Source organism: Bradyrhizobium japonicum USDA 6, from assembly GCF_000284375.1.
GTDB lineage: Bacteria > Pseudomonadota > Alphaproteobacteria > Rhizobiales > Xanthobacteraceae > Bradyrhizobium > Bradyrhizobium japonicum.
The window spans coordinates 4,799,266-4,826,068 of record NC_017249.1 but is presented as its reverse complement, the minus strand read 5'-3'; the positions used below and the strand labels follow the sequence as shown (position 1 = coordinate 4,826,068).

The 26,803-nt window shown below is 64.2% G+C and carries 26 protein-coding genes and 2 tRNA genes; 6 read left to right on the top strand and 22 right to left on the bottom strand.

All coding sequences use genetic code 11. From position 1 onward, the window contains the following. Positions 1 to 104: 104 nt before the first annotated feature. Positions 105 to 965 (bottom strand): class I SAM-dependent methyltransferase, encoded by an 861-nt coding sequence (locus BJ6T_RS22855; RefSeq protein WP_014494838.1) that lies wholly within the window; start codon positions 963 to 965, stop codon positions 105 to 107. A 179-nt stretch (positions 966 to 1,144) separates the two neighbouring features. After that, positions 1,145 to 1,336, bottom strand: coding sequence for a hypothetical protein (locus BJ6T_RS22850; protein WP_014494837.1), 192 nt, complete (start codon positions 1,334 to 1,336; stop codon positions 1,145 to 1,147). 234 nt (positions 1,337 to 1,570) lie between these two features. Here BJ6T_RS22850 and BJ6T_RS22845 point away from each other — a divergent pair. Beyond that, positions 1,571 to 1,647 (top strand) — tRNA-Val (locus tag BJ6T_RS22845). Positions 1,648 to 1,740: 93 nt separating this feature from the next. On the opposite strand, the gene BJ6T_RS22840 is transcribed toward BJ6T_RS22845, so the two are convergent. The 6 genes from BJ6T_RS22840 to BJ6T_RS22815 form a co-directional block, all read right to left on the bottom strand. Continuing rightward, positions 1,741 to 2,145, bottom strand: coding sequence for a GFA family protein (locus BJ6T_RS22840; RefSeq protein WP_014494836.1), 405 nt, complete (start codon positions 2,143 to 2,145; stop codon positions 1,741 to 1,743). Between the two features lie 69 nt (positions 2,146 to 2,214). Beyond that, positions 2,215 to 4,638 (bottom strand): endopeptidase La, encoded by a 2,424-nt coding sequence (lon, locus tag BJ6T_RS22835; RefSeq protein WP_014494835.1) that lies wholly within the window; start codon positions 4,636 to 4,638, stop codon positions 2,215 to 2,217. A gap of 323 nt (positions 4,639 to 4,961) precedes the next feature. After that, on the bottom strand, positions 4,962 to 6,233 hold the full coding sequence (clpX, locus tag BJ6T_RS22830; protein ID WP_014494834.1) for an ATP-dependent Clp protease ATP-binding subunit ClpX: 1,272 nt from the start codon (positions 6,231 to 6,233) through the stop codon (positions 4,962 to 4,964). Positions 6,234 to 6,693: 460 nt separating this feature from the next. Further along, entirely contained in the window at positions 6,694 to 7,326 is a 633-nt protein-coding gene (locus tag BJ6T_RS22825; RefSeq protein ID WP_014494833.1) for an ATP-dependent Clp protease proteolytic subunit, read from the bottom strand. A gap of 303 nt (positions 7,327 to 7,629) precedes the next feature. Further along, positions 7,630 to 8,991: a trigger factor gene (gene tig / locus BJ6T_RS22820; RefSeq protein ID WP_014494832.1), complete on the bottom strand. Its 1,362-nt coding sequence runs from the start codon at positions 8,989 to 8,991 to the stop codon at positions 7,630 to 7,632. A 174-nt stretch (positions 8,992 to 9,165) separates the two neighbouring features. After that, positions 9,166 to 9,250, bottom strand: a tRNA-Leu gene (locus BJ6T_RS22815). A gap of 152 nt (positions 9,251 to 9,402) precedes the next feature. On the opposite strand from BJ6T_RS22815, the gene BJ6T_RS22810 reads away from it, so the two are divergent. Next, entirely contained in the window at positions 9,403 to 10,743 is a 1,341-nt protein-coding gene (locus BJ6T_RS22810; protein ID WP_028170227.1) for a multicopper oxidase family protein, read from the top strand. Between the two features lie 42 nt (positions 10,744 to 10,785). On the opposite strand, the gene BJ6T_RS22805 is transcribed toward BJ6T_RS22810, so the two are convergent. Beyond that, a complete protein-coding gene (locus tag BJ6T_RS22805) occupies positions 10,786 to 11,220 on the bottom strand; it encodes a GNAT family N-acetyltransferase (RefSeq protein ID WP_014494830.1) in 435 nt (144 codons plus the stop codon). Beyond that, complete coding sequence (locus BJ6T_RS22800) at positions 11,220 to 12,719, bottom strand: NAD(P)H-hydrate dehydratase (RefSeq protein ID WP_014494829.1); 1,500 nt, start codon at positions 12,717 to 12,719, stop codon at positions 11,220 to 11,222. Before BJ6T_RS22800 ends, BJ6T_RS22805 begins: the two co-directional genes overlap by 1 nt. A 383-nt stretch (positions 12,720 to 13,102) precedes the next feature. Here BJ6T_RS22800 and BJ6T_RS22795 point away from each other — a divergent pair, with 383 nt between their 5' ends. After that, entirely contained in the window at positions 13,103 to 13,441 is a 339-nt protein-coding gene (locus BJ6T_RS22795) for a P-II family nitrogen regulator (RefSeq protein WP_007603495.1), read from the top strand. Positions 13,442 to 13,593: 152 nt separating this feature from the next. After that, positions 13,594 to 15,003: a type I glutamate--ammonia ligase gene (gene glnA / locus BJ6T_RS22790; RefSeq protein ID WP_014494828.1), complete on the top strand. Its 1,410-nt coding sequence runs from the start codon at positions 13,594 to 13,596 to the stop codon at positions 15,001 to 15,003. A gap of 112 nt (positions 15,004 to 15,115) precedes the next feature. On the opposite strand, the gene BJ6T_RS22785 is transcribed toward glnA, so the two are convergent. The 4 genes from BJ6T_RS22785 to BJ6T_RS22770 all read right to left on the bottom strand — a co-directional run bounded on the left by BJ6T_RS22785 (position 15,116) and on the right by BJ6T_RS22770 (position 18,924). Then, on the bottom strand, positions 15,116 to 16,252 hold the full coding sequence (locus BJ6T_RS22785) for an asparaginase (protein ID WP_028170226.1): 1,137 nt from the start codon (positions 16,250 to 16,252) through the stop codon (positions 15,116 to 15,118). Between the two features lie 81 nt (positions 16,253 to 16,333). After that, complete coding sequence (locus BJ6T_RS22780) at positions 16,334 to 17,095, bottom strand: slipin family protein (protein WP_014494826.1); 762 nt, start codon at positions 17,093 to 17,095, stop codon at positions 16,334 to 16,336. After that, on the bottom strand, positions 17,092 to 18,495 hold the full coding sequence (locus BJ6T_RS22775; protein ID WP_014494825.1) for an NfeD family protein: 1,404 nt from the start codon (positions 18,493 to 18,495) through the stop codon (positions 17,092 to 17,094). The genes BJ6T_RS22780 and BJ6T_RS22775 overlap by 4 nt, the downstream gene beginning before the upstream one ends. A gap of 171 nt (positions 18,496 to 18,666) precedes the next feature. Then, positions 18,667 to 18,924 (bottom strand): tautomerase family protein, encoded by a 258-nt coding sequence (locus tag BJ6T_RS22770; RefSeq protein WP_014494824.1) that lies wholly within the window; start codon positions 18,922 to 18,924, stop codon positions 18,667 to 18,669. A gap of 151 nt (positions 18,925 to 19,075) precedes the next feature. On the opposite strand from BJ6T_RS22770, the gene BJ6T_RS22765 reads away from it, so the two are divergent. Continuing rightward, complete coding sequence (locus tag BJ6T_RS22765) at positions 19,076 to 20,053, top strand: GlxA family transcriptional regulator (RefSeq protein WP_014494823.1); 978 nt, start codon at positions 19,076 to 19,078, stop codon at positions 20,051 to 20,053. A 50-nt stretch (positions 20,054 to 20,103) separates the two neighbouring features. Here BJ6T_RS22765 and BJ6T_RS22760 read toward each other — a convergent pair whose 3' ends face one another. Together BJ6T_RS22760 and BJ6T_RS22755 are read right to left on the bottom strand one after the other, a co-directional pair. Then, the gene (locus BJ6T_RS22760; protein WP_028170225.1) at positions 20,104 to 20,877 is read right to left on the bottom strand and encodes a gamma-glutamyl-gamma-aminobutyrate hydrolase family protein; all 774 of its coding nucleotides are present in this window, start codon (positions 20,875 to 20,877) and stop codon (positions 20,104 to 20,106) included. Between the two features lie 90 nt (positions 20,878 to 20,967). Beyond that, entirely contained in the window at positions 20,968 to 21,684 is a 717-nt protein-coding gene (locus BJ6T_RS22755) for a hypothetical protein (protein WP_014494821.1), read from the bottom strand. Positions 21,685 to 21,820: 136 nt separating this feature from the next. On the opposite strand from BJ6T_RS22755, the gene BJ6T_RS22750 reads away from it, so the two are divergent. Beyond that, complete coding sequence (locus BJ6T_RS22750; RefSeq protein WP_014494820.1) at positions 21,821 to 22,954, top strand: AI-2E family transporter; 1,134 nt, start codon at positions 21,821 to 21,823, stop codon at positions 22,952 to 22,954. 97 nt (positions 22,955 to 23,051) lie between these two features. Here BJ6T_RS22750 and BJ6T_RS22745 read toward each other — a convergent pair whose 3' ends face one another. From BJ6T_RS22745 to BJ6T_RS22720, 6 genes are all read right to left on the bottom strand, one after another. Beyond that, on the bottom strand, positions 23,052 to 23,348 hold the full coding sequence (locus BJ6T_RS22745; RefSeq protein ID WP_014494819.1) for an antibiotic biosynthesis monooxygenase family protein: 297 nt from the start codon (positions 23,346 to 23,348) through the stop codon (positions 23,052 to 23,054). A 99-nt stretch (positions 23,349 to 23,447) separates the two neighbouring features. Next, positions 23,448 to 23,684: a hypothetical protein gene (locus BJ6T_RS22740; RefSeq protein WP_014494818.1), complete on the bottom strand. Its 237-nt coding sequence runs from the start codon at positions 23,682 to 23,684 to the stop codon at positions 23,448 to 23,450. Positions 23,685 to 23,742: 58 nt separating this feature from the next. Further along, positions 23,743 to 24,963 carry a GGDEF domain-containing protein gene (locus BJ6T_RS22735; RefSeq protein ID WP_014494817.1) on the bottom strand — a complete coding sequence of 407 codons (1,221 nt, stop codon included), beginning with the start codon at positions 24,961 to 24,963 and terminating at the stop codon, positions 23,743 to 23,745. A gap of 229 nt (positions 24,964 to 25,192) precedes the next feature. After that, positions 25,193 to 25,672 (bottom strand): 30S ribosomal protein S9, encoded by a 480-nt coding sequence (rpsI, locus tag BJ6T_RS22730; protein ID WP_007611021.1) that lies wholly within the window; start codon positions 25,670 to 25,672, stop codon positions 25,193 to 25,195. A gap of 1 nt (position 25,673) precedes the next feature. Further along, positions 25,674 to 26,138 (bottom strand): 50S ribosomal protein L13, encoded by a 465-nt coding sequence (gene rplM / locus BJ6T_RS22725; RefSeq protein WP_008137961.1) that lies wholly within the window; start codon positions 26,136 to 26,138, stop codon positions 25,674 to 25,676. Positions 26,139 to 26,296: 158 nt separating this feature from the next. Then, positions 26,297 to 26,725: a PaaI family thioesterase gene (locus BJ6T_RS22720; protein ID WP_014494816.1), complete on the bottom strand. Its 429-nt coding sequence runs from the start codon at positions 26,723 to 26,725 to the stop codon at positions 26,297 to 26,299. Positions 26,726 to 26,803 lie beyond the last annotated feature (78 nt).

Here is a 26,803-nt window from a genome sequence, read left to right as displayed (position 1 = left end):
GTCGTCATTGCGAGGAGCGAAGCGACGAAGCAATCCAGACTGTCTCCGCGAAGGCAGTCTGGATTGCTTCGCTACGCTCGCAATGACGGTGGATGGAGCGGCGCCTACGCCGCCTTCGCCGTCACGATCCAGATTGCGCCCTGGAGCGCAACGCTCTGTCCTTTGAGGAACGGCGTGAGCATCTCACGGATCGAGGCTTTTGCGGCCGCATATGTCTCCGGCGGATGGCCCTGCAGCGCGCGGCTGGCGGGGCCGATCTGGAGCGCGCCCTCGACCGCCGCATCGAGCCCGCCGCCGATCGCGACATCCATCGCGAGATTGTGCGGCACCATCGCCACGTCCACGAAGCCGGCGCCCTTCAGGATGCGCGTCACGCGCTCTTCCGAGGCGAAGGCGAACGGGCCCGGCTCTTCCGGCCCGACCGGCGGCATCTTCGGGACATGTTTGTAGACCGCCATCAGCGGCGCCATCATCCACGGATTTTCCTTCGGCTCGCGCCAGCAGGCGAAGGCGAGCCGCCCCGAGGGCTTCAGCGCGCGGCGGAGGTTGGTGAAGGACGCAACGGGATCGGCGAAGAACATCACGCCGAAGCGCGACGCCAACAGGTCAAAGCTCACCGGCTCGAACGGATGGACCGTCGCATCCGCCAGCACGAAATCGAGCGGCAGGCCTTTTGGCGCAAACGCGCGTGCCTGCGACAGCATCGGGTCGGAAACGTCGAGGCCGAGCGCGAAGCCATCGGGCGCGACCGCTTTCGCGAACGCGAACGTCGTCGCGCCGGAGCCGCAGCCGACATCGAGCACCCGCTCGCCCGGCTTCGGCCTGGCGCGATCGATCAGCACGTCGGCGATGGGGCCGAGCAGGCTCTCCTGGGCCGCGTGCCGATCGGCCCAGCGCTGCCCGCTCGGACCGTTCCAATAGGCGATCTGATCCGCATTCTCTGCGTGTCCGCTCGGCTGTTCCATGGATCCCCTCCGGCAGCTTGGTCGAAAGACCCCGATGCCGAAAAGCAAGGACGCCGTCAACTGAGGCGGCCTGTTCGGTCCACCTGTCAGCGAGACGTTCTTGCGTTCACGCCGCACGCCACGGCGTCAGAGGTTGACGGACGCTGAGATCTTCAACTGCGGACCTGCGCTACGCCGGATCATTCGGCCGCGAGCGAAACTCCGGTTCGCTTGGCGAGGACGCGGCGAAAGTCGGCTGCCAGCTCGTCGTAATAGTTGGCAAGCTCCTCGTAGAAGGCCCGACCGGCCTCATCAGGAGCTTCTTGAGCCGCTTTCATGCAGTGGGCGGCTTTCGACTCGTACCTTTCCAGCTTGATGCGAAGATCACTCATCACGGCGATACTCCACGCTGCCACAGGGAGCCGTAACGGTGGTTCGGATGGCGATCAAAAAGATGACCGAAAAAGGGCAATTTTGGACCCTTGGAGGGCGGTTCGTGGGCGTCCGATGCCAGGCGCAACGAGGCAGGACAGCCGCCAGCGGCCAAGGCGGCATTGCTCGAGCCCTATTTGCGATGCGTTCGGGCCTTGCTCGAACACCCGCGGGAGGGCTAAAGAGGCGCCTTGGGGCGGTTAGCTCAGCTGGTTAGAGCATCTCGTTTACACCGAGAGGGTCCGCGGTTCGAATCCGTGACCGCCCACCAGCCTGCGCTCGCGCAGCGACGCAGGCTGCCACGCCGAATCCCCAACGGGCGAAGGCGGGCTTTTTGCAGCGAGCTTCGGCTTGGCAAGCCAGCCTAGTCCTGCGGCCGGCCCGGCAGCAGCGGCACCGCATCGATCCACACTGCCGCCGATTGGCACCATATCTGCCTCGCGGGCCGCAATTTGTCGCGCTGGCGGATGCTGCCCCAGCGGATGCCCCAATCGTCGGCCTGGTCGCCCTCGCCGCTGGTGAACAGCGGGGAACCGCAGTCGGCGCAGAAGTGCTGGAAGCGCATCCGGCCGTTGTCGCCGCGCTTGCCGTAGACTTTCGGCGTGCCGCTGGTCACGCGTACGTCGGCCTTGGAGCAGATCACGGTCACCCGGAACGGCGATCCCGTCAGGGTCTGGCAGTCGCGGCAATGGCAGACCGACACCGCCTCGAGGTCGATCTCGGCCTCAAAGGTGATCTGCCCGCAATGGCACTGCCCGTCGATCTGCATCGCCCTGATCCCTGCCCCCAAAACAAAAACGGCGCCCGAAGGCGCCGTTTTATCATCTTTCGCTGAACCTCAGTGAGCGGTCAGTCCGCCGGCGGCCTCGTCCCCGTCCGGCTTCACCGTCACCTTGGTGTCTTCTTCCCAGACGATCGGCACCGGCTTCTTCACCAGCGCCTTGGCGACGACGTCGTCCAGACGCGACACCGGGATGATCTCCATGCCGCCCTTGATCGCATCGGAAATCTCCGTGAGATCCTTGGCGTTGTCCTCGGGGATCAGCACCGTCTTGATGCCGCCGCGGGCAGCCGCCAGCAGCTTCTCCTTCAGGCCGCCGATCGGCAGCACACGGCCGCGCAGCGTGATCTCGCCGGTCATCGCGACATCGTGGCGGACCGGAATGCCGGTCATGACCGAGATGATCGCGGTGGCCATCGCCACGCCTGCCGACGGACCGTCCTTCGGCGTCGCGCCTTCCGGCACGTGCACGTGGATATCGCGCCGGTCAAACAGCGGCGGCTCGATGCCGTAGACGATCGCACGCGAGCGCACGTAGGACGCCGCTGCCGAGATCGATTCCTTCATCACGTCGCGCAGATTGCCCGTGACCGTCATCTTGCCCTTGCCGGGCATCATGACGCCTTCGATGGTCAGCAGCTCGCCGCCGACATCGGTCCAGGCAAGACCCGTGACGATACCGACCTGCGGCTCGCTCTCGATCTCGCCGAAGCGGTACTTCGGCACGCCGAGCAGCTCTTCCAGAGTCTTCTCGGTGACCTTGACCGACTTCTTCTTGGAGATCATCAGCTCCTTCACCGCCTTGCGGGCGAGTGTGGAGAGCTCACGCTCCAGGTTACGCACGCCCGCTTCGCGGGTGTAGCGGCGGATCAACAGCAGCAGCGCGTCGTCGTCGATCGCGAACTCCTTGGAGTCCAGGCCGTGCTTGGACACCGCGTTCGGGATCAGATGCTTGCGCGCGATCTCGACCTTCTCGTTCTCGGTGTAGCCCGCGATCCGGATGATCTCCATGCGGTCCATCAGCGGTCCCGGAATATTGAGCGTATTCGCGGTCGTGATGAACATCACGTTGGACAGATCGTAGTCGACCTCGAGGTAGTGGTCGTTGAAGGTCCCGTTCTGCTCGGGGTCGAGAACCTCGAGCAGCGCCGAAGACGGATCGCCGCGGAAATCGGCGCCCATCTTGTCGATCTCGTCCAGCAGGAACAGCGGATTGGACGACTTCGCCTTCCGCATCGACTGGATGATCTTGCCGGGCATCGAGCCGATATAGGTGCGGCGGTGGCCGCGGATCTCGGCCTCGTCGCGCACGCCGCCGAGCGAGACGCGCACGAATTCGCGCCCCGTCGCCTTCGCGATCGACTTGCCGAGCGAGGTCTTGCCGACGCCGGGAGGTCCGACGAGGCACAGGATCGGGCCCGTCAGCTTGTTGGCGCGCGACTGCACCGCGAGATACTCGACGATGCGTTCCTTGACCTTCTCGAGCCCGTAGTGATCGGAGTCCAGGATGGCCTGCGCCGATTCCAGATCCTTCTTCACCTTGGACTTCTTGTTCCACGGGATCGACAGCAGCCAATCCAGATAGTTGCGCACGACGGTCGCTTCCGCGGACATCGGCGACATCTGGCGCAGCTTCTTCAATTCATGCTGCGCCTTCTCGCGCGCTTCCTTGGAGAGCTTGGTCTTGGAGATCTTCTCTTCGAGATCGGCGAGCTCGTCGCGACCGTCGTCGTCGCCGAGCTCCTTCTGGATCGCCTTCATCTGCTCGTTGAGATAATACTCGCGCTGGGTCTTCTCCATCTGGCGCTTGACGCGCGAGCGGATGCGCTTCTCGACCTGCAGCACCGAGATCTCGCTCTCCATCAGGCCCAGCACCTTCTCGAGGCGCGTGGTGACGGACAGCGTCTCCAGGATACCCTGGCGATCCGCGATCTTGACGGCGAGATGCGAGGCAACGGTGTCGGCGAGCTTGGCGAAATCGGTGATCGCCTGCACGACGCCGACGACCTCGGCCGAGATCTTCTTGTTGAGCTTCACATAGCTCTCGAAATCGGACACGACCGAGCGCGACAGTGCCTCCGCCTCGACCGATTTCGCATCGGTGTCGGCGAGCGCAATCGCGGTCGCTTCGTAGTACTCGCTGCGATCGGTGTATTTCTGCACGCGCGCACGCTCGAGCCCTTCGACCAGCACCTTCACGGTGCCGTCGGGAAGCTTCAAGAGCTGAAGCACGCTGGCGAGCGTACCGGTCTCGTAAATGGCATCGGGCGCCGGATCATCGTCGGACGCGTTCTTCTGCGTCGCGAGCATGATCAGCGCGTCGTTCTTCATCACCTCTTCGAGCGCGCGGATCGACTTCTCGCGACCGACGAAGAGCGGAACGATCATGTGCGGGAAGACGACGATGTCGCGCAGCGGCAGCACGGGATAGGCGTGCGTTTCGCCATGGACGATGGTTGGCCGGGGTTTTGGATTAGTCATGGCCTTTTCCTTTTGCTTTGCCCCCTTGCACGCAGCCCGCCATGCTCATGCGCAACCGCCACAAGGTGCCGAGGTGATCCACAAAACCGGCCTACCATTCGAAGGTTGGACCGGGCTTGCCGGATCGGAACTGAGGCGAATCTTGAAGAGAATTCTCGCTCGCCGTCGACATTAGGTGGCTATCGACCGGGGGGTGTCAAGTCATTGAAAGACGCGCGCCATCAGGCGCTTACGCACGCGTATAAGCGACGCAACATCGGCTGCGGAGAACCATTCCGCAGCCGCTACTATCAAAGACGATTGGAGCGTTCCAGCGCCGTAAATCAGGCGCTGGCGTTCTCGACTGCGCGATCGGACCGATCGGCGTAGATGTAGAGCGGACGGGCCGTGCCTTCCACGACTTCGCGCGAAATCACGACTTCTTCCACACCTTCCAGGCCCGGCAGGTCGAACATGGTCTCGAGCAGGATCGCCTCGAGGATCGAACGCAGACCACGCGCGCCGGTCTTGCGCTCGATCGCTTTGCGGGCGACCGCGCCAAGCGCCTCGTCGGCGAAGGTCAGCTCGATGTTCTCCATCTCGAACAGCCGCTGGTACTGTTTCACCAGCGCGTTCTTCGGCTCGGTGAGGATCTTCTTCAGCGAGGTCTCGTCCAGATCCTCGAGGGTCGCCACGACCGGCAGACGGCCGACGAATTCGGGGATGAGGCCGTACTTCAGGAGGTCCTCAGGCTCGACGTGACGGAATATCTCGCCGGTACGGCGATCCTCCGGCGCCAGCACCTGGGCGGCGAAGCCGATCGAGGTCGACCGCCCGCGCGCCGAGATGATCTTCTCGAGGCCGGCGAACGCACCGCCGCAGATGAACAGGATGTTGGTGGTATCCACCTGCAGGAACTCCTGCTGCGGATGCTTGCGGCCGCCCTGCGGCGGGACCGAAGCCACCGTGCCTTCCATGATCTTCAGCAACGCCTGCTGCACGCCCTCACCCGACACGTCGCGCGTGATCGAGGGATTGTCGGACTTGCGGCTGATCTTGTCGATTTCGTCGATGTAGACGATGCCGCGCTGGGCGCGCTCGACATTGTAGTCGGCGGCCTGGAGCAGCTTCAGGATGATGTTCTCGACGTCCTCGCCGACATAGCCGGCTTCGGTCAGCGTCGTTGCATCGGCCATCGTGAACGGCACGTCCAGGATGCGGGCGAGCGTCTGCGCGAGCAGCGTCTTGCCCGAACCGGTCGGACCGATCAGCAGGATGTTCGACTTCGCGAGCTCGACGTCGTTGTGCTTGGTCTGGTGGTTGAGGCGCTTGTAGTGATTGTGCACCGCGACCGACAGGACCTTCTTCGCATGGCTCTGGCCGATGACGTAATCGTCCAGGACCTTGCAGATTTCCTTCGGCGTCGGAATGCCGTCGCGCGACTTCACGAGCGAGGATTTGTTCTCCTCGCGGATGATGTCCATGCAGAGCTCAACGCACTCGTCGCAGATGAAGACCGTGGGACCCGCGATCAGTTTGCGGACTTCGTGCTGGCTCTTGCCGCAGAACGAGCAATACAGCGTGTTCTTGGAGTCGCTCGTGCCGACCTTACTCATTCATGTCTCCGTCCGCGGTTCGATCCCGCTCCGCTCGATCGCTCCATGCCGGCACGCAGGCCGTATGAAGTTCAAATAGAGCAAATTCCGTACCAAAAAGACCCTACGCGTTACATCCCGTGCGAATCACGGTCACTCGATTCTCCGCGATCATAGCCGATCAATCGTAGCCAACCATGCTGTCACCCGACTATCAAGAATTCGCTAATCGAGGGGGCGCTGGCTACCCGTGACAATACCGTGATTTCACGTCTTGGCACGGACGAAGTGATCGAAATCGACCCGGAGTTGCTGGATTGCCACGAAAAACAAGCACGAAAGCGGAACTTTCTGCCTGTCGCGGGGCGCAAGACTGCTTTTTGCGTCCCCGCGTAGTGCGCCGTTAACGTGAACGTCGCCCTGACGATCCCGGGAAATCCTCAGAGGTATTCCAGGGATCGATGTTGCAGCCCCGTCCGAGCTACTGCGGTTTCGCCGCCGGCTCCTCGGCGCGCTTGTCGATGACCTTGTCGACCAGGCCGAACTCCTTGGCGTCGTTCGCGGTCAGGAACTTGTCGCGTTCCAGCGCGTCCTCGATCGTCTTGTAGGTCTGACCGGTGTGCTTCACGTAGATCTCGTTGAGCCGCTTCTTCAGGTTCAGGATTTCCTGCGCGTGCAGCATGATGTCGGTGGCCTGGCCCTGGAAGCCGCCGGAGGGCTGATGCACCATGATGCGCGCGTTCGGCAGCGAGAAGCGCATGTCCTTCTCGCCGGCGGCGAGCAGCAGCGAGCCCATCGAGGCGGCCTGGCCCGTGCACAGCGTCGAGACCGGCGGGCGGATGAACTGCATGGTGTCGTAGATCGCGAGGCCCGACGTCACCACGCCACCCGGCGAGTTGATGTACATCGAGATTTCCTTCTTCGGATTTTCCGCTTCAAGGAACAGGAGCTGTGCGACCACCAGCGTCGACATGCCGTCCTCGACCGGCCCGGTCAGGAAAATGATGCGCTCCTTCAACAGGCGCGAAAAGATGTCGTAGGCGCGCTCGCCACGGTTGGTCTGCTCGACCACCATGGGCACGAGGTTCATATAGGTTTCAACCGGATCGCGCATGAGTCACCTAAGGTTTTAGGAGGCGGACATTGCCAGTCTTGGCTGCCAGTTTGGCTGGATTTGCCGGACGGCCGATGGACGCCAGTGATGCAGGAAGTGGGTAGAGGTAGAACGCTTGGTATAAGACTTGGGTACAGGGCGTACCGACAGATATAGCCCAATTCGCGCCAGACAAGTGCGGAGCGAATTAAGGCTTAATCCACGGGGCACTTGAAGCTGATTCTCGCAAATAGGCCCAGCCAGCCAGATGGCTAGCCGGGCCCCTTTGATGATCATCCTTAATGGAAGGCTTTCTCAAAGCCTTCAGGCTGCGGTCTTTTCCGCGTCCTCGTCCTTGTACAGGTCCTCGCGCGAGACCTTCTTCTCGGTCACGTTGGCGAGCTCGAGGATGAAATCGACGACCTTGTCCTCGTAGATCGGTGCACGAAGCTGGGCCAGCGCCTGGGCGTTGCTGCGGTAATAGTCCCAGACTTCCTTTTCGCGGCCTGGCATCTGGCGCGCCCGCTCGATCACGGCGCGGCCGACCTCGTCGTCGGTCACGGTGATCTTGTTCTTCTCGCCGATCTCGGAGAGCACGAGGCCGAGCCGCACGCGGCGGTCGGCGATCTTGCGGTACTCTTCCTTGGCGGCGTCTTCAGTGGTGTCCTCATCGGCAAAGGTCTTGCCGGCGGAGTCCATCTCGGCCTTGACCGAGTTCCACATCAGATTGAACTCCTCGTCGACGAGCGACGGCGGCGCTTCGAAGCGATGCGCCTCGTCGAGGCGGTCGAGCAGCGCACGCTTGACGCGCTGGCGCGTCGCACCGGCGAACTCGGCAGCCAGACGCTCGCGCGCGGCTTCCTTCAGCTTGTCCAGCGATTCGAGGCCAAGCGTCTTGGCGAACTCGTCGTCGATCGCGACGTCCTGCGGCGCCTCGATCGCGGTCGCGGTGGTCTCGAACTCGGCCGGCTGGCCGGCGAGCTTGTCGTTCATGTAGTTCTTGGGGAACGACACTTTCAGCGTGCGCGTCTCGCCGGCGCCGATGCCGGTCAGCTGCTCCTCGAAGCCGGGGATGAAGGTATTGGAACCGATCGCGACCTGGATGCCCTCGCCGGTGCCGCCCTCGAAGACTTCGCCGTTGATGGTGCCCTTGAAGTTGATGGTGACGCGGTCGCCCGACTCGGCCTTGGCGCCCTCGGCCTTGGCTGCGTAGCCACGGTTGGTGTCGGCGATGCGCTTGATCGCTTCGTCGACATCGGTGTCGGACACGTCAGCGACGGGCTTCTCGACCTGGAAGCTCTTGAAATCGGCGAGCGCAATCGCGGGCACCACTTCGATCGCGACGGTGTAGGTCAGATCGGTTTTGCCGTTGAGCAGCTCCTCGACCTCGGCCTGCTCGGTCGGCATCGTGATCTTCGGCTCGGTCGCAAGGCGGAAACCGCGGTCGGAGAACAGCTGCGTGTTGGTGTCGCGGATGGTCTGGTCGATGGTCTCGGCCATCACCGAGCGGCCATAGACCTTCTTCAGGTGAGCGACCGGCACCTTGCCGGGGCGGAAGCCGTTGATGCGGACCTTGTCCTTGAGATCGACGAGTTTGGCACCAGCCTTGGCGTCGAGATCAGACGCGGGAACGCTGATCTTGAACTCGTGCTTCAAACCTTCCGAGAGGGTTTCTGTGACCTGCATGGCGTCCAATCTTCTTCTCGCTCGGCCCCGGCACGCATGCGTCGGGACGCTGTCATTAATCGAACCGGCGCGAGGCAAGACGCCTCAACGCCGGTGGTTCATCGGACCACTTCCGCCGGAAAAACTCCGTGAGGAAGCAGCCCTTCGGTAATCCGTGCAAACGCTGAAAGCGCTTGGTGCGGGCGGAGGGACTCGAACCCCCACAACTTTCGTCACTGGAACCTAAATCCAGCGCGTCTACCAGTTCCGCCACGCCCGCGTAATTTGCATCAAGACCGGCCGCGATGCCGCGGGCGGCCGGGCTTATAGCATGTGCCTGACTGTTCGCAGCAAAAAATGGCCCGATAGCGGCAGGCTTTAAGTAGGCGCGACGGCTGGACTTATCCAGCGCTTCATGGTCCGCATCGAGCCATGAAAACGCGGATCTCTGACCCGACTCGGCGCGAGGTTTTGGCCGGACTTGGAGCTGGACTTGGAGCTGGACTTCGAGCCGGACTTGGAGCCTCCGCGGCCGGGTTGATCGCCGGCGGCGCGGCGCCCGCTGTCACGGCCCAGCTCGCCCTGCAGGCAAGGCCGGCAACCCTGGCGCTCAGGCCGGGGCAGCCGGCGACACCGATCTGGGAGCTGGCCGCCGCAAGCCATATCGGGAACGTCCGTCTCAAGCGAGGTGACCGCTGCGAGGTGGTCTTCCGGAACGACCTGCCTGTCCCGCTTGCGCCAGTCTGGTACGGCCTGAATAGCCCGGCCGCGGCCGACCCGTTGCGAGGGCGCAGGCCGACCGCGCCGGATGTGACTGAAACCTCAATTGTTTCAATACCAAATGCAGGAACTCTGGCAGCCGACTTCCGCCTCTTCGAAGACGGTCTGAAGCTGCCCGCGCGCCCGCTTCCGATCATCGCCGGCGAGACCAATCGCGTCGCCGTCGACCGCGACGAGGTCCTGTTGATCGAGGAATGGCGGCTGCGGCCGGATGGGACCGCGCTTCCGCCCGGCCGCGCCCCCGGAGACACGACACCGCTCTTTACGCTCAATGGCCGGACTTCATTCGAACTCTCAGCCGCGGCCGGCGAGCGGCTGCGGCTGCGCTTTATCAACGGCTCGCAACGTTCTGTTCTGGCAATCAAATTGGAAGGCCACGAGGTCCAAGTGATGGCCCTGGATGGACAGCCGGCCGAGCCATTCCCGGCGCGCAACGGCGCCCTGGTGCTCGCCCCCGGCGCACGCGCCGACGCCTTCGTGGATGCGGCCACATCGGCCCCATTCCTGTTGCATGACGGCAAGGAGGCGCGCCAGGTCGGGAGCCTCACGATATCAGGCAAACTCGAGCGGCGCGCGCCGCTGTTGCCGCCACAGCCGCTCCCCCTGAACGACCTCCCCGAGAAGCTCGACCTCAAAGGCGCCCTGCGGTTCGATGTCGCGCTCGGCGCGCCCGAGGCCGGCTGGTCACGGCCTGCAAGCTTCTCCGTCTCCTCCAATCCCGTCTTCCGCGTCAGGACCGGCCGCACCGTCGTGCTGGCCCTCAAGAACCCCGGACAGGCCACGACCGCGTTTCACCTGCACGGCCATCATTTCCGCCTGCTCGACAAGCTCGACGACGGCTGGAAGCCCTACTGGCTCGACACGCTCGCAATCGAGCCCGGCCAAACCCAGCGCATCGCGTTCGCGGCGACTTCACCCGGACCCTGGCTGATCGAATCCGTCGTGACCGACTGGGCCGCGCCGCGGCTGGTGCGCTGGTACGCGGTGGAGTGAGACTTTGTAGGATGGGTCCCCATCCTACCCGGCCCGTCGGCGTCAGCGCGTCCAGACGTAGCGAGCGTCCGGCTCCCTCTCCTCGTTCCGCGCGCCGTCGGTCTGCTCGACCAGCGTGAACCCGCGTGCTTCGTAGAAGCGTCGTGCCGGCGTGTTGCGCTGGAAGGTCCAGAGCTCCAGCCGATCGCAGGCAGCTTTGGCGACGTCGAGCAGTTCGGTGCCGATGCCGCGACCCTGGGCCGCGGGAAGCACGTAGAGCTGCTCGATCCAGCCGTCTTGGAAAGCGATGATCCCGGTCAGTTCGTCATCGTTGAAGCGACCCCAGACCCGGCATGTCGGAAAGACGCGCTCCCGGTAGAACCAACGGTCCTCCGCCGGCGTGTGCAGTCCGAGCAGCCACGGCATCGCCTGGTCGAACGCAATCCGATGGACCTGCGCAGCCGCGCCCATCTCGGTGAGCGCGAGCTGCCTGAGCACTAGTACTCCACCCCGAGCGCATTATAGATCCGCCGGTGCACGGCCGGCAGCGTCTCGGTCAGGTCCTCCGCGATCAGCCCCGGCCCCGCTTCGCTTCCCGCCTCGCCATGCATCCAGACGCCGATGCTGGCGGCCTCGAAGGCCGGCACGCCTTGCGCCAGGAGTCCTGCGATGATGCCGGCGAGCACGTCGCCCGCGCCGGCCGTGGCGAGCCAGGGCGGCGCGTTGGCGGCGATGGTGGCGCGGCCGTCGGGGGCGGCGATCGTCGTGTCCGGCCCCTTCAGCAGCACGACCGCACCACAGCGCTCGGCGGCGGCGCGCACGCGCTCCAGCTTCGAGCGGCCCGGATATTTGTTGCTGAGGTCGGAGAACAGGCGCGGAAACTCACCCTCGTGCGGCGTCAGCACCACCGCATTGTCCTGCGAGGATTTGATCGATTCAAACAGCCGTTCGGGGTTTGCGGCAAAACTCGTCAGCGCATCCGCGTCCAGCACCAGATGCCGCTGCGCGTGAAGCGCGGTGTGGACCAGATCGCAGGTGCGATCGCCGACGCCGGCGCCGGGGCCGATCAGGCAGGTGTTGTAGCGCTTGTCGCCGAGCAACGCGCCGAACTCGATCGCGGTGTCGACGGGCCGCACCATCACCGCAGTCAGCGCGCTGGCATTGATCGCAAGCGCATCGCGCGGGGTCGCCAGCGTCACGAGGCCCGCTCCGGCCCGCAAAGCGCCACGGGCCGCGAGCCGCGCCGCGCCGGTCGCGGCGGCATCGCCCGAGACCGCCAGAACGTGGCCCCGCGCGTATTTATGGCCGTCGATGCGTGGCACCGGAAAGGCGGTGCCCCAGAAATCAGGATCATTCTCGAAGGTCCGCGGCGCGATCTCGTCCAGCACCTGCGCGTCGATGCCGATGTCGGCGACGCGCACATGGCCGCAATGCATCCGGCCGGGCAGCAGCAGATGCGCCGGCTTCTTGCGGAAGAAGGTGACGGTCTCGGTGGCATTCACCGCCGCGCCCATCACGGCTGCGCTGGTGCCGTTGATGCCGCTCGGCAGGTCGACCGCGAGCACCGGGGCGCCGTTGGCGTTGATCGCTTCGATCATCGCGTGCGCCTCGCCGTCGACCGGGCGACTGAGGCCCGCGCCGAACAGCGCATCGATGATCAGCGCGGGCTTTCCGATCGCCTGCGGATTGAACGGCAGCACCGGGTGCTTCCAGCCGCGCGCCGCGGAGGCCGCGTCACCCTGGAGCTGGTCTCGCTCGCACATCAGGATCACCGAGACGTCGCGCCCTTGCGCGGCGAGCTCGGCGGCTGCGACAAAACCGTCGCCGCCATTGTTGCCGGGACCAGCCACGATCAGGATCGGCCCCTCCTCCACCAGCGCATTGGCGGCCTCCGCGACCGCCTGTCCCGCGCTGAGCATCAGCTTGAAGCCGGGCGTGCCTGCCGCAATACTGAGCTGGTCGGCACGCTGCATTTCAGCGTTGGTCAGAACTTCCATGCCACTTCCCTAGTCCAAACGCCTCTTCAACAGGCACGTTCCGTACCGACCCACCCGGCAGAACAACGATTTGCACAGATATTGAACCGATTGCCTATTTCGTAGTCTGGGGTATTTTGAGCCAGTCGGCTCCACCTATCAGAGATGCGCGTTAAAAGGCTGATAACGCTCCAATAATCAGGGCATTTGCAACTTGGCATAGACCCTGCTTTCGAGGAAGCCGCTTCGGTTCGTCGTGCTCACTGGCATTCTATCAGGGTGTGGCCGGCCGTTGTTGCCGGGCTGGTCAGGTATCCCGGCATAGCGAAGACAAGATCGTGCGTTAAGAAAAGCGCATCCTGACGAAGACGTTGCTATTTGATCGAAAGGCCGGGAGGCGCGCAGTGAAGAAAATCGAAGCCATCATCAAGCCATTCAAGCTCGACGAGGTGAAGGAAGCGCTTCAGGAAGTCGGCCTTCAAGGCATCACCGTGACTGAGGCCAAGGGCTTTGGCCGGCAGAAGGGTCACGCCGAGCTTTACCGCGGCGCAGAATACATCGTCGACTTCCTGCCCAAGGTGAAGATCGAGATCGTGATCGGCGACGATCTGGTCGAGCGCGCCATCGACGCGATCCGCCGCGCCGCGCAGACCGGGCGCATCGGCGACGGCAAGATTTTCGTCTCCAACATCGAAGAGGCGATCCGCATCCGGACCGGCGAATCCGGGCTGGACGCTATCTGAGCCGGGTGCTATCCCGCATTTTGCGACACTCCGACAAGAAAAAGGCTGCTTCGGCGGCCTGATTTCGTTTGTGCGGTCGCGCGCGAACTCGCCAAAAGCGAGAACAATCCTGCTCACCTGGAAACCGACCCGCAGAGCCAAAAGGGGTATGCATGAAGACCGCCAAAGACGTCCTGAAATCGATCAAGGACAACGACGTCAAATACGTCGACCTGCGCTTCACCGATCCGCGCGGCAAGTGGCAGCACGTGACGTTCGACGTCAGCATGATCGATGAGGACATTTTCGCCGAAGGGACGATGTTCGACGGCTCCTCGATCGCCGGCTGGAAGGCGATCAACGAGTCCGACATGTGCCTGATGCCGGATCCGGTGACCGCGACGATCGACCCGTTCTTCGCCGAAACCACCATGGTCATCACCTGCGACGTGCTCGAGCCGACCACCGGCGAGCCCTACAACCGCGACCCCCGCGGCATCGCCAAGAAGGCCGAGGCCATGGTGAAGTCGATGGGCGTGGGCGACAGCGTGTTCGTCGGCCCCGAGGCCGAGTTCTTCGTGTTCGACGACGTGCGCTTCTCGTCCAGCCCCTACAACACCGGTTTCCGGCTCGACTCCTCGGAGCTGCCGACCAACACCGACACGGAATATGAGGGCGGCAATCTCGGCCACCGGATCCGCACCAAGGCGGGCTACTTCCCCGTCCCGCCGCAGGACTCGGTTCAGGACATGCGCTCGGAGATGCTGGGCGCCATGGCCAAGATGGGCGTCAAGGTCGAGAAGCATCACCACGAGGTCGCTTCCGCCCAGCACGAGCTCGGCATGAAGTTCGACACGCTGACGCTGATGGCCGACCATCTGCAGATCTACAAATACTGCATCCACCAGGTCGCCCACATCTACGGCAAGACCGCCACCTTCATGCCGAAGCCGGTCTATGGCGATAACGGCTCGGGCATGCACGTGCACCAGTCGATCTGGAAGGACGGCAAGCCGGTGTTCGCCGGCAACAAATATGCCGACCTGTCGGAGACCTGCCTCCACTACATCGGCGGCATCATCAAGCACGCCAAGGCGATCAACGCCTTCACCAACCCGTCGACCAATTCCTACAAGCGTCTGGTCCCGGGCTATGAGGCCCCGGTGCTGCTCGCCTACTCCGCGCGCAACCGCTCGGCCTCCTGCCGCATCCCCTACACCGCTTCGCCGAAGGCCAAGCGCGTCGAGGTGCGCTTCCCCGATCCGCTCGCCAATCCCTATCTCGGCTTCGCCGCGATGCTGATGGCCGGCCTCGACGGCATCAAGAACAAGATCGATCCGGGTCCGGCGATGGACAAGGACCTCTACGACCTGCCGAAGGAAGAGCTGAAGCAGATCCCGACGGTGTGCGGCTCGCTCCGCGAGGCGCTCGAAAACCTCGACAAGGACCGCGGCTTCCTCAAGAACGGCGGCGTGTTCGACGACGACTTCATCGACGCCTATATCGAGCTGAAGATGACCGAAGTCGAGCGCTTCGAAATGACCCCGCACCCGGTCGAGTTCGACATGTACTATTCGGGCTAAGCCGCTCGAACTCTCTGCGACAAGCAAAGGGCGCTCCGCGAGGAGCGCCTTTTCGTTTTGGGAGCGCAGGCCGGGTTACGGCTACCCCACCCTGCAGGATACGACTGCCCAATCACCACGTTGCCGTGAAGGCGCGCTGGAGCTCGGCCGGAGCCGTCATGCCGCCCGCGATCAGCAACTGAGTGAGAACACGGGCCTTCTGCGGATTGAGGTCCTCGGACACGACGAACCCGTTCTTGTCGTCGTCAACCTCGACATTCCTGGTGACGAAGCCGGATCGAACCCGCGTCGAGCGGACGACGATGATGCCCTTCTTCGCCGCCGCTTCGAGCGCATCGAGGGCCTGCTTCGACGTGTTGCCGTCGCCGACGCCGGCCAGCACGATGCCCTTGGCGCCGTGGGAAATGGCGTCCTCGATCGGAACGGCGTCCATGTTGGCATGCGAGTAGACAATCTCGACGCGCGGCAATTGCTCGCCTGCCGGGAGCGGATAGGTGGTGCGCTTGAAGCCGGCGGCCTGGGCCATGAAACGGATGCCGCCGGCGGTGTCGACATAGCCGATCGGGCCGTCATTGGGGGAGCTGAACGTCTCGATGCTCGTGGTGTTGGTCTTGGTGATCGAGCGGGCGCTCTGGATCTTGTCGTTCAGCACGGCCATCACGCCGCGGCCGCGAGAGCGCGGATCGGCCGCCACCTGCACCGCTTCGTACAGATTGCCGGGGCCGTCCGCACTCACCGCCGTGGCCGGGCGCATCGACCCGACGATCACCACCGGCTTGTCGCCGCGTACGACATTGTCGAGAAAGAACGCGGTCTCCTCCAGCGTATCCGTGCCGTGGGTGATGAGGATTCCGTCGGCTTCATTCTTGTCGAAGGCATCCTGGATGCGGCGGGCCAGGGCAAACCAGACCTTGTCGTTCATGTCCTGGGATCCGATCGACGAAATCTGCTCGGCATTCAGCTTCGCGAGCTTGTCCAGGCCCGGCACCGACTGCATCAACTGTTCGCCTGTGATCTGGCCGGATTTGTACGCGCCGGTCGCGCGCGCGTCGGCCTGGCCTGCGATGGTGCCTCCCGTCGCAAGCACGAGAATGCGCGGCAGGCCGGCCGCCGTCGCGTCCTTGCCCGGCTCTGCGGCCTGCGCCGCATCGATCCCCCACGACCAAAGTGCGAGGGCGACCAGCGGGACGGTGAGCATCAATGTCCGATTTCGGCGGCGGCTTGCTGGTCTGGCGGCGTGCTTCGTCATCGAATTCTCCTCCCGTTTAAGTTGGGAGCAATATTCGACACCTCCATTTGGGCCGAAGATGGGTCATCCTGCCGCTGATGGCTACGGGTTGTCGCGCCGCGGCAAAAGATGGTCGAACAGGCCCATCGGCAGCGGAAAGACGACGGTCGAGGACCGTTCGCCCGCGATGTCGTGCAGGGCCGCGAAATAACGTAGCTGCATCGCCTGAGGCTCCTGCGCGAGAATCCGGCCGGCTTCGACGAGCTTTTCGGCGGCCTGCTGCTCGCCCATCGCATTGATCACCTTGGCCCGCCGCAACCGCTCCGCCTCGGCCTGTTTGGCAATCGCGCGCACCATGGTTTCATTGAGATCGACGTCCTTGATCTCGATGCCGGTCACCTTGATGCCCCAGACGTCGGTCTGCTTGTCGAGGATCTCCTGGATGTCCGCGTTCAATCTGTCGCGCTCGGCGAGCATCTCGTCGAGCTCGTGCTTGCCGAGCACCGAGCGCAACGTGGTCTGGGCGAGCTGGCTGGTGGCGGCCATGTAGTCACCGACCTTGATGATGGCCCGTTCGGGGTCGACGATGCGGAAGTACAGAACGGCGTTGACCTTGACGGAGACGTTGTCCCGCGAAATCACGTCCTGCGGCGGCACCACCTGCACCATCACCCGCAGGTCCACCTTCACGAGTTGCTGCACGATCGGAATGAGGATGATAAGGCCCGGGCCCTTCACGCCGGTAAAGCGGCCGAGCGTAAAAATGACGCCGCGCTCGTATTCGCGCAAGATCCGAATAGCCTGGGACAAGAACATGATGACGAGCAACGCGAGCGCCGCATAGGTCAGATATTCCAGCATCATGATGTACCTCCCTCGCCTGTTGGTGCGCGCCGTATCAGCAGCGTCAGGTCGACGACATTGGCGACTTCGGCCGTCTCTCCGGGCTTGAACGTTTCGGCGCCGCGCGCCTGCCAGCGCTCACCATGGGCGAAGACATGACCTTCGTTCCCATTCCAGTCGAGGACCTCGGCGGGCAAGCCTCGCATGGCCTGCGCGCCGACCAGTGCAGGCGCCCTGCCGACGCGCCGAAGCGAACCAAGCACGACGAGCGCAAAGCCGGCGAACACTGCCGCAGTGATGCCGATCACCCACCACGACAGGTGGTAGCCAGGCGCCTCGCCCCTGAAAAGCATCAGCGCTCCCAGCACGAAAGCGATGATCCCTCCGAGCCCGATCACCACGGTCGGGTTGAAGGCTTCGATGGTGAGCAGCACGAGTCCAACCAGCATCAGGGCGAGGCCGGCATAATTGATCGGCAGCAGATTGAGCGCATAGAGGCCGATCAGCAGGCAGATCGCGCCGACGACTCCGGGCGCGACGGCACCGGGAGACATGAACTCGAAGATCAAGCCGTAGATGCCGACCATCAGGAGAATGAACGCCACGTTCGGATCGGTGATGACGGCCAGGAAGCGGGATATCGATCCGGGATCGATGGCTTCAACGACGGCATCCTTCGTCACCAGGCGTTGCGTCTTGCCGCCTGCAACCTCGACCACGCGGCCATCGAGCTGCCTCAGCAATTCAGCCTGATCGCGCGCAACGAGATCGATGGCATGAGCCTCCAGCGCGGCGTTGGCAGAGAGCGTGGCAGCCTCACGGACCGCCTTCTCTCCCCAGTCCGCATTGCGGTTGCGCAGCTCCGCAAGGCTGCGGATGAAGGCAACCGCATCATTGGTCGCCTTGGCCGTCATGGCGTCCTTGGGCTGATCCTTGGACTCACTCTGCTGGCCACCGTCCTTCTTGTCCTTGCCGCCCTTGTCCGCTGGTCCGCTCGGAAGTCCGGGCAGCGGCCCGCCAATCTGCACCGGCGTCGCGGCGCCAATATTGGTGCCCGGCGCCATCACCGCGATATGGGTCGCATAAAGGATATAGGTCCCCGCGCTCGCCGCGTGGGCGCCGGAGGGCGCGACGTAACCGACGACAGGGATCGGCGAGGCCAGCACATCCGCGATGATCTCGCGCATGCTGGAATTGAGACCGCCGGGCGTGTTCAGTCTCAGAAGCACGACCTCGGCGCGCCGTTCGCTTGCCTTGGCCAAAGCCTCCTTGACGTAGCTGGCCGACGCAGGGCCGATGGCTCCGTCGATCGAAACGACCAATGCAAGACGGCCGTTCTCCTCCGCTGAGCTGGGAAGGAGGCAGCAGATCAAAGCCACGACGCCAATCGCCGCAACGAGGGCCGCCTTCATGGTCTGCACGGCAGGGCTCCCTTGCAGAGCATATGGTGCGCGTCTTGCGAACCTCAATGCGGCCGCGTGCAGGCCATGGTCGTGATTGTGCGATGCAATGGAAAACGTCCGGCAGATCGATTGAGCATAGGGCGGTGGCGAACCATGCCTTGGGCTGGTCCGCCCGCGCACGCCGCGCTGCTACGGCCGCGGGACCCGCACGCCATCCGCGCCGATCGTGCCGAACATGCCGGCGATGATCTCAGGCGTCGGCTGCATGCCGCCGAGCGACCAGTGCGCCGGCTCCTGCTCCTCGATCCTGACCCAGACGTTGCGGCGGAAATCCGGGTTGCCCTGCCCTTCGACCTCGACCAGGAGATCGGTGACGCGCTCGAGCAGGGTCTTCTTTTGCCCGGCATCCAGGATGCCGCGGACGGTGGAAATGGTGACGTAAGGCATGTCTCTCTCCAATCATGTCGTGTGACGACGGCACGAGACTGGACCCGACAGCGTCGGCAAGGCAGTGGCGGATGAGACAGAGATCGGGCAATTTCCGCCACGTAGCCCCGCGCCGATCGGCTAGGATCGCCGCGCCTGTCCTGGAGGTCTCATGAAGCTCGCAATTCTGGCGCTGGAAGGCTGCATGCATTCGGCGATCGCCGGGGTCGCCGACATCCTGTCGCTCGCCAATCACGTGACGCAGCAGAGCGGTGCGAAAACGCGCTTCGCCTGGGAGGTGCTTTCGCTCGACGGCAAGCCGGTGCGTGCCGGCGGCGGCCAGATGGTCGCCGTCGATGGCGCGGTCGGCAAGCGCGGTCGCTTCGACGCGATCCTCGTCCCCGGCAACCTCGTCGATCATGTCACCGCGGAACGCCTGCAACCGCAATATGCCCGCGCCGGCGCGTGGCTTCGGCAGCAGCATGCGAGCGGCCGGCTGATCGGCGCATTCTGCAGCGGCGTGTTCCTGCTTGCCGGCAGCGGCCTGCTCGACCACCGCCGGGCCACCATCACCTGGTGGCTGCAAGGCGAGCTGCGGCAGCGCCACCCTACCATCGACCTCGCCGCCGACGCCGTCATCACCGTCGCGGACCGCATCGTCTGCGCGGCCGGACCGATGTCGTGGGTCGACCTCCTGCTCAGGCTAATCGAGATGGTCGACGGCAAGGAAATCGCAAAACTATGCGCGGACTACGTCGTCATCGACACCGCGCAGCGCACCCAGTCGATATTCATGCCCGTCGGCTATTTGCTGTCGCAGGACCCGCTGCTGACCCGGGCCGACCTCCTGGTTCGCCGCACCGGCAAGAGCCCGATGACGGTCAAGCGCCTCGCCGATGCGCTCGGCCTCAGCGAGCGCACGCTGAACCGGAAGTTCCAGGAGCTGACGCGCGAGCCGCCGCAAGCCTTCATCATGCGCCGCCGCGTCGAGCACGCGCGCACGCTGCTGGAGACGACGGCGCAGCCGATCAAGACCATCGCGCGCACGGCCGGCTACGAGGACGAGAGCAGCTTTCGCAAGGCCTTCCGCAAGCTGACCCTGATGTCGCCGCAGGCCTATCGCGCAAGACGGATGGTGCAGACGGCGTAAGCCGCGAAACCAAGGCGCCGTTCAGTGGAGGGCTGCGAGCGAGCCCCTTGTTACACCGTCGCGCGCTGGCGTCCGACCATCGCCTCGCCAAAGGCCTCGAACAGCTTGCGGTTGATCGGATTGCGCTGCGGGTCGTATTCGGCGTGCCATTGCACGCCGAGCGCGAAGGTCGGGGCTTCCGCGATGCGGATCGCCTCGATGGTGCCGTCCTCGGCGATGCCCTCGATCAGCACCCGTTTGCCGGGGTCGAGAATGCCCTGGCCGTGCAGCGAATTGACCCTGATCTTCTCGCAGCCGAGCAGCTGCGCGAAGGCGCCTCCGGGCGTGAGGTCGACGTCATGACGGTCGGCGAACACCACGGTCGGATCGGGATGAATCTCGCCGTTCTCGAGCCGGGGCATGCGGTGGTTCATGCGGCCGGGGATTTCGCGGATCTCCGGATGCAGCGAGCCGCCGAAGGCGACGTTCATCTCCTGCAGGCCCCGGCAGATGCCGAACAGCGGAATGCCGCGGGACACGCAAGCGATTGAGAGCGCCAGCGCCACCTCGTCGCGGTGGATGTCGTAGGGCTCGTGCCGCTCGCACGGGTCGACATTGAAGCGGGTCGGATGGACGTTGGCGCGGGCGCCGGTGAGCACGATCCCGTCGACCACGTCGAGCAGCGCGCCGATATCAGTGATGTCGGGCGCACCCGCAAACATCATCGGCAAGCCGCCCGAGACCTCGGCCACGGCGCGCAAATTGCGCTCGCCGACCATCTGGACCTGAAATCGATTTTCGACGCGATGGGCGTTCCCGATCACGCCGACGACCGGCTTTCTCATCTTCCGTTCCGACCTCCCGCGCAAGAAGATTCTCCAAACATGCCCTTGGGATGGAACAAATTCAACAGAAGGGATCGCGGGACGGCAATGCTATTTTCGCGCAAATGCCTCCTGGGCCTCGGTTGTCCCCACGACGGGCAGGCCGGCGGCCTTCAGCGCGGTTGTCGCCACGTCGCCCGGCGTGGCCAGCCAGGGCAGTTTCGCCTCAATTCCGCGCGTCACGGGCTCCCCGAGAACACCGCCGAAATCGATCGGCCAAACCCCATTGGGCACCACCTCGGCGGTGAGGGCACGGATGGCGTAACCGTCGCCCAGGACCGTGTCCGCGTGGTCGCCGGCGACAAGGCGCGCGGTCTTGGGGTCCTTGGGATCGCCAAAGCTCACGAGCACGGGGATCAGCTCCCCCTGCACCGGGACAATGCCGGCCTGCCGGTTGATATCGTTGAACGAGACGCGATTGCCGCGCGCGGCGCCATAGGCACGGAGCGCGACATAGTTGATGTCGTCGAGGTCGAGCTTGCCGCCCTGCTGATGCGCCAGCAATGCCACCAGGTTCTTGCCTTTGCCGCCGTCTTGGCCGAGATCAACGAACACGGCCTCCCCGCGCATCGTGGTGCGGCCGCCACGGTTATAGTTGCGGTCGGGCACGACGGCGAGAACGCCGGACCCCGTCTTGATCCCGTCAGGCGTCGTCACCTCGACCGTGAGGCGGTATTTGTGGCCGGGCCGGTTGATCCGGATCTGGTCGCCGATCACGATCACGGCCAGTAGCCCCAGCAGACCGGCCCACTTGCTGATGAAACTCAAGCGCCCCCACCTGTTTTCTCCTCATCGCTCTGCACCGTTCGCGCGACAGCGTCAAACCAGCGCGTTGACGCGGTCTTGATCGAAGGCACGTTTGTCGAAACAGTGCCCCGCCCGCAGCCGCCGAAGAGGACATGATGTGACCATCCGCGCAGACCAACGCCCTACGACCCGCACCGATCTGGCTTGGGCAATTTCGGTCGGCGGCATCGGTGTCGTGCTGTTCACGGCGATGCTGGTCTTCACCTGGTATTTTGCGACCACGCTGCTGCTGATCTTCACCGGCATGCTGCTCGGCGTCGGCCTCAACGCGCTGACCAACGCGCTCGGCCGCCGCGTGCACCTGCGGCATCCGGTCCGGCTCGGGATCGTCTGCGTCGTGCTTGCGGTGCTGCTCGCGGGCGTCGCCTATCTCGGCGGCGCCACCATTGCCGAGCAGGCTTCGGTGCTGAGCAAGACCATCAAGTCGCAGATCGGCAACGTGAAGACCTTCCTGGACAACCACGGGATCGACACCAGCTTCTTCGATCTCGGCAACGCTGCGTCTGACACTTCGGTCAATACGCCATCGGACTCGCCGCCCCCACCAGCAGTGCCTCCGCGCGGTTCCTTGCCCGGCGCCGGCGCGCTGGCCTCCAGCGGTGGCGCGATCGTGAGCCAGACCTTCAAGCTGCTGCTCGGCACCATTCACGGCGTCGGAAACATCTTCATCGTGCTGTTCCTGGGGCTGTCCTTCGCCGCCCAGCCCAGGGTCTATCACGACGGCCTGTTGTTCCTGGCGCCGGCGCGGCATCGCACCCGCGTCACCCTGATCATCGACCGCATCAGCGAGACGCTGGAACGCTGGCTGATCGCGCAGATCGTCGTGATGATTGCGGTCGGCATCGTGACCTGGATCGGGCTCGCCATCATCGGCATCCCGGGCTCGTTCATCCTGGGGATCCAGGCGGGCCTGCTCGCCTTCATTCCGACCGTCGGCGCCATCATTGCCGGCGTCGTCGTGGTGCTCGCGAGCCTCGCCTCGGGCTGGATTCCGGCGCTGTCGGCCTTCCTCCTGTTCATGGGCGTGCACGCGATGGAGAGCTATGTGCTGACGCCGATCCTGCAGCGGCAGGCATTGGACATCCCGCCGGCCACGCTGTTCGCGTTCCAGATCCTGCTCGGCGTCGTGTTCGGCATCTGGGGCCTGGCGCTGGCGCTGCCACTGGTCGCCATCGCCAAGGTCATGATCGACCATTTCAAGACGTATGAGGCGCCGCCTCTGGCAGCATGATCCGGGCCCGAAGGGCCGCGTTAGCGCAAAGTGCGCAGCGGCTTTCCGAAAAGATCGTGCTCAGGCGCCGAGGCGGCGTACGCCGTCGTGAAGCCGCTCAGGTCGTCAGCACGGTCTCGGTGTGCTCGACCTCCGGGGGCGAAGCAAAATACTGGCCGACGAGGCCGCGCCATTCGGTGAAGTTCTCCGAGCCGCGGAAATCGACGGTGTGGTTCTCCAGCGTCGCCCACTTCACCATCAGCCGGTAGCGCTGCGGCTTCTCGATCGACTTGTGCAGCTCGAAGCCGTGAAAGCCCTTGGAGCTGCCGAAGGCGGCCTTGGCCTTGGCGACGGCCGCCTCAAAGTCCTTCTCGCTGCCCGGCTTGACGTCGATTTGCGCAATCTCGGTGATCATCGATTTCCACCCTGTTTGTTTGATGGGTGTGTCTACCGTAGACCGCAGCGAAGAAAAAGGCACCGAATCGGCGCCCTGACCGGTCAAAAATGCGTGCTCTCAGGCGAACAGCAGAGCGGTGCCTGCCACGATGAGCGCGCAACCGATGAACAGCGCGAGCGGCCAGTAGCTACGGCTTTGCGTGTAGCGCCCCTGGGCGCGGCGCTCGGTGATCAGCGCGCGCTCGTATTCATCCGCGGTGGAGAACACGCATGCGAAGCCGCCGCGTGCCGAGGCCGCAGCGGCTTCGAGCGACATCAGGGCAGCCTGCGGGTTCTGTCGACGGATCGATTCCATGACCGCAATGGTAGGGATCGAATGGTAAACAGCGGATTACCGCAAGGCTTGCTCCGGCTCAGACGGTGGCCGGACGCGCCTGCGGCGCACCGACCCGCGCCGCGCTCTGGCGGCGCCAGTTCTCCAGCGACAGCGGCAGTTCCTCCGCCGCCTCGACCCGGTTACGGCCACCGCGCTTGGCCTGGTAGAGTGCGGTATCGGCCGAGGCCAGCAGCACCTCGAGCTCGGTGCCGGCCGGACCGCCGGCGACGCCGATGCTGACGGTGGTGTCGACCGGGCCTTCGTCGACCACGACGCCGGAGGTCTCGAACGCCTCGCGCACGCGCTCGGCAACCAGCACACCCTCCTCCAGCGAACACGGCAGCAGCGCGGCGAACTCCTCGCCGCCGATGCGGCCCGACATGTCGGTCATGCGCAGGTTGCTGACGACGACGGTCGAGAACAGTTTGAGCATCTCGTCGCCGGCGGGATGGCCGAAGCGGTCATTGATCGACTTGAAATGGTCGATGTCGAAGATCATCACGGTCACGGGACGGCCGGCCTTGGCTTCGCGCTCGATCACGCGCCCGCAGGCTTCCGAGAAGCCGCGGCGGTTGAGCATGCCGGTCAGGGGATCGGTGGACGCGGCGGTCCGGTGCGCCGTCACCGTGCGTTCCGACACCAGCATGAAGATCACGAACACGGTGCCGACGGCGTAGAGGATGAGCTCGACCGCAAACACCGTGACCCAGATGCTGCCGGAGAAGCCGGCATCGTTCGGACGCAGGAAGCTGCCGAGCACGATCGGCAGCATCAGCACGCAGCCGTGCATCACCGGCACCACGAAGGCCGGCCAGCGCCGTTGCAGGCTCTTGCGCCGCTCGACCCAGAGCTCGCTCGCGGTCAGTGCCGCATAGACCGAAACAATTCCGGCGCCGACGATCATGCGCAGCATCGAGGCCGAAGGATCGAGCAGCGAGACGGCGGCGACCCAGGCGAGCGCGCCGACGAGCAGGCCCGGCCAATTCGGCTTGCGGCCGTGGAAAACGCGCGCCGCATTCCACACCATGCCGCAGGCAACGAAGCCGACCGCGTTTAACGCGAGATAGAGGTGCGACCCAAGCTTGTCGCCGGCCGCGGTCCATAGCGCGACCGAGGCCGCGCCCAGGAGATACGCGGTGCCCCACCATTTCAGCGCAGGACTGTTTTCCTGCCTGCCGAAAAACACCATCATGGCGCCGAGCAGTGCGGCAACCATGGTGGCGACCAAATAGAGCGTGATGCTATCGAGCGACATCATGTCGGCCCCCTTCTAGACATAGCAGTTACGCGATCGGCCCAGCCGACTTGCGCGCCCTTCCAGATGCGACGCTATGTCCCGCGAGTTCCATTCAGGTTTTCACGCGAGGCCAAGTTTTCCTGAAACACGCCATCAATTTGCATACAAACGAACAACAAAAAGGGCGCTGAAATCAGCGCCCTTTTGCATCTCATTGAAGCCGCTTTCGCGGCGAATGTGACCGAAGCGATTAACGCTTCGAGAACTGGAAGGACCGGCGGGCCTTGGCCTTGCCGTACTTCTTGCGCTCCACCACGCGGGAGTCGCGGGTGAGGAAGCCGCCCTTCTTGAGCACGGTGCGCAGCTCCGGCTCGAAATAGGTGAGCGCCTTGGAGATGCCGTGACGGACGGCACCGGCCTGGCCGGACAGACCGCCGCCGGCGACCGTGCAGATCACGTCGTACTGGCCGGAACGCGCGGCCACGGAGAACGGCTGCTCGATCATCATGCGCAGCACGGGACGGGCGAAATAGACCTCGACCTCGCGCGAGTTAACCGTGACCTTGCCGGCGCCCGGCTTGATCCAGACACGGGCGACCGCGTCCTTGCGCTTGCCGGTGGCGTAGGCGCGGTTGAACTTGTCGACCTTCTTCTCGTGCTTGGGCGCGTCGGGCGCCGCCGCCGTCTTGAGCTGCGAGAGCTGGTCGAGCGACTGGATGGATTCGGCCATGTTATGCGGCCCTCGTGTTCTTGCGGTTCAACTTGGCGATGTCGATCTTCTCGGGCGTCTGGGCCTCGTGCGGATGATCGGCGCCGCCATAGACGCGGAGGTTGCCCATCTGGACGCGACCGAGCGGACCACGCGGGATCATGCGCTCGACGGCCTTCTCGAGCACGCGCTCGGGATGCTTGCCCTCGAGGATCTGGCGCGCGGTGCGCTCCTTGACGTGGCCGACGTAACCGGTGTGCTTGTAGTAGGTCTTCTGCTCGCGCTTGCGACCGGTGAGGACCGCATGCTGTGCGTTGATGATGATGACGTTGTCGCCGCAATCAACGTGCGGGGTGTAGGTCGGGAGGTGCTTGCCGCGCAGGCGCATGGCGACGATGGTGGCGAGACGGCCGACGACCAGACCCTTGGCGTCGATCAGTACCCACTTCTTCGTCACCTCAGCCGGCTTTGCCGAAAAGGTTTTCATATCGGAGTTTCCGTGGACGGGGAGACATCGACGCGAACACCGCGTCGGACTGGCGGTTTTCTAGAGAAGAGACGCGCAACGGTCAATGCCCCAGGGGGTTAATTACAATAGCAAAATCAATATCTTAAAATTAAGGTGCTATATTACCTGCAAAAAGCTCAAATATTTGGAATGGAATAGGTCGAGGTGACATGGGCGATCGGATCGGGCGAGGTGCCGGACAGCAGCTTCACCTCACCGACCGCCAGGCGCTTGCCGAGCTTGAGCAGCCGTGCCTCCGCCAGCACATCCTGGCCGGGCTGGCCCTTGCGCAGGAAGTTGATGTTGAGATTGGTGGTGACCGCGAGCCCGATCGGCCCGATCGCGGACAGCAACACCACGTACATCGCGAAATCGGCCAGTGCCATCAGCGTCGGGCCGGACACGGTTCCACCCGGCCGCAGCATCCTTTCGCTGTAGCGCTGGCGCAAAAGGCAGGTCTGGCCGTCGGCGCTCTCGATCGTGATGTCATCGCCGCTGAAGGCCTGGGGAAACTCGTCACGAAGAAACTGCTCGACCTCCGCCACGCTCATTTTCGCTAACGCCATGCTTCGCCTCACCCTCGCTTCACATCCCCTGTTACATTAAGTTATCTGCGTCATCCAATTGCAAGAATCCAACCGGAA

What these genes read in the sequence shown, in the direction of transcription:
- BJ6T_RS22855 (WP_014494838.1), bottom strand. Translation starts at nt 965, where the DNA reads ATGGAACAGCCGAGCGGACACGCAGAGAATGCGGATCAGATCGCCTAT.
- BJ6T_RS22850 (WP_014494837.1), bottom strand. Translation starts at nt 1,336, where the DNA reads ATGAGTGATCTTCGCATCAAGCTGGAAAGGTACGAGTCGAAAGCCGCC.
- BJ6T_RS22840 (WP_014494836.1), bottom strand. Translation starts at nt 2,145, where the DNA reads ATGCAGATCGACGGGCAGTGCCATTGCGGGCAGATCACCTTTGAGGCC.
- lon (WP_014494835.1), bottom strand. Translation starts at nt 4,638, where the DNA reads ATGACTAATCCAAAACCCCGGCCAACCATCGTCCATGGCGAAACGCAC.
- clpX (WP_014494834.1), bottom strand. Translation starts at nt 6,233, where the DNA reads ATGAGTAAGGTCGGCACGAGCGACTCCAAGAACACGCTGTATTGCTCG.
- BJ6T_RS22825 (WP_014494833.1), bottom strand. Translation starts at nt 7,326, where the DNA reads ATGCGCGATCCGGTTGAAACCTATATGAACCTCGTGCCCATGGTGGTC.
- tig (WP_014494832.1), bottom strand. Translation starts at nt 8,991, where the DNA reads ATGCAGGTCACAGAAACCCTCTCGGAAGGTTTGAAGCACGAGTTCAAG.
- BJ6T_RS22810 (WP_028170227.1), top strand. Translation starts at nt 9,403, where the DNA reads ATGAAAACGCGGATCTCTGACCCGACTCGGCGCGAGGTTTTGGCCGGA.
- BJ6T_RS22800 (WP_014494829.1), bottom strand. Translation starts at nt 12,719, where the DNA reads ATGGAAGTTCTGACCAACGCTGAAATGCAGCGTGCCGACCAGCTCAGT.
- glnA (WP_014494828.1), top strand. Translation starts at nt 13,594, where the DNA reads ATGAAGACCGCCAAAGACGTCCTGAAATCGATCAAGGACAACGACGTC.
- BJ6T_RS22785 (WP_028170226.1), bottom strand. Translation starts at nt 16,252, where the DNA reads ATGACGAAGCACGCCGCCAGACCAGCAAGCCGCCGCCGAAATCGGACA.
- BJ6T_RS22780 (WP_014494826.1), bottom strand. Translation starts at nt 17,095, where the DNA reads ATGATGCTGGAATATCTGACCTATGCGGCGCTCGCGTTGCTCGTCATC.
- BJ6T_RS22770 (WP_014494824.1), bottom strand. Translation starts at nt 18,924, where the DNA reads ATGCCTTACGTCACCATTTCCACCGTCCGCGGCATCCTGGATGCCGGG.
- BJ6T_RS22765 (WP_014494823.1), top strand. Translation starts at nt 19,076, where the DNA reads ATGAAGCTCGCAATTCTGGCGCTGGAAGGCTGCATGCATTCGGCGATC.
- BJ6T_RS22760 (WP_028170225.1), bottom strand. Translation starts at nt 20,877, where the DNA reads ATGAGAAAGCCGGTCGTCGGCGTGATCGGGAACGCCCATCGCGTCGAA.
- BJ6T_RS22745 (WP_014494819.1), bottom strand. Translation starts at nt 23,348, where the DNA reads ATGATCACCGAGATTGCGCAAATCGACGTCAAGCCGGGCAGCGAGAAG.
- BJ6T_RS22740 (WP_014494818.1), bottom strand. Translation starts at nt 23,684, where the DNA reads ATGGAATCGATCCGTCGACAGAACCCGCAGGCTGCCCTGATGTCGCTC.
- BJ6T_RS22735 (WP_014494817.1), bottom strand. Translation starts at nt 24,963, where the DNA reads ATGATGTCGCTCGATAGCATCACGCTCTATTTGGTCGCCACCATGGTT.
- rpsI (WP_007611021.1), bottom strand. Translation starts at nt 25,672, where the DNA reads ATGGCCGAATCCATCCAGTCGCTCGACCAGCTCTCGCAGCTCAAGACG.
- rplM (WP_008137961.1), bottom strand. Translation starts at nt 26,138, where the DNA reads ATGAAAACCTTTTCGGCAAAGCCGGCTGAGGTGACGAAGAAGTGGGTA.
- BJ6T_RS22720 (WP_014494816.1), bottom strand. Translation starts at nt 26,725, where the DNA reads ATGGCGTTAGCGAAAATGAGCGTGGCGGAGGTCGAGCAGTTTCTTCGT.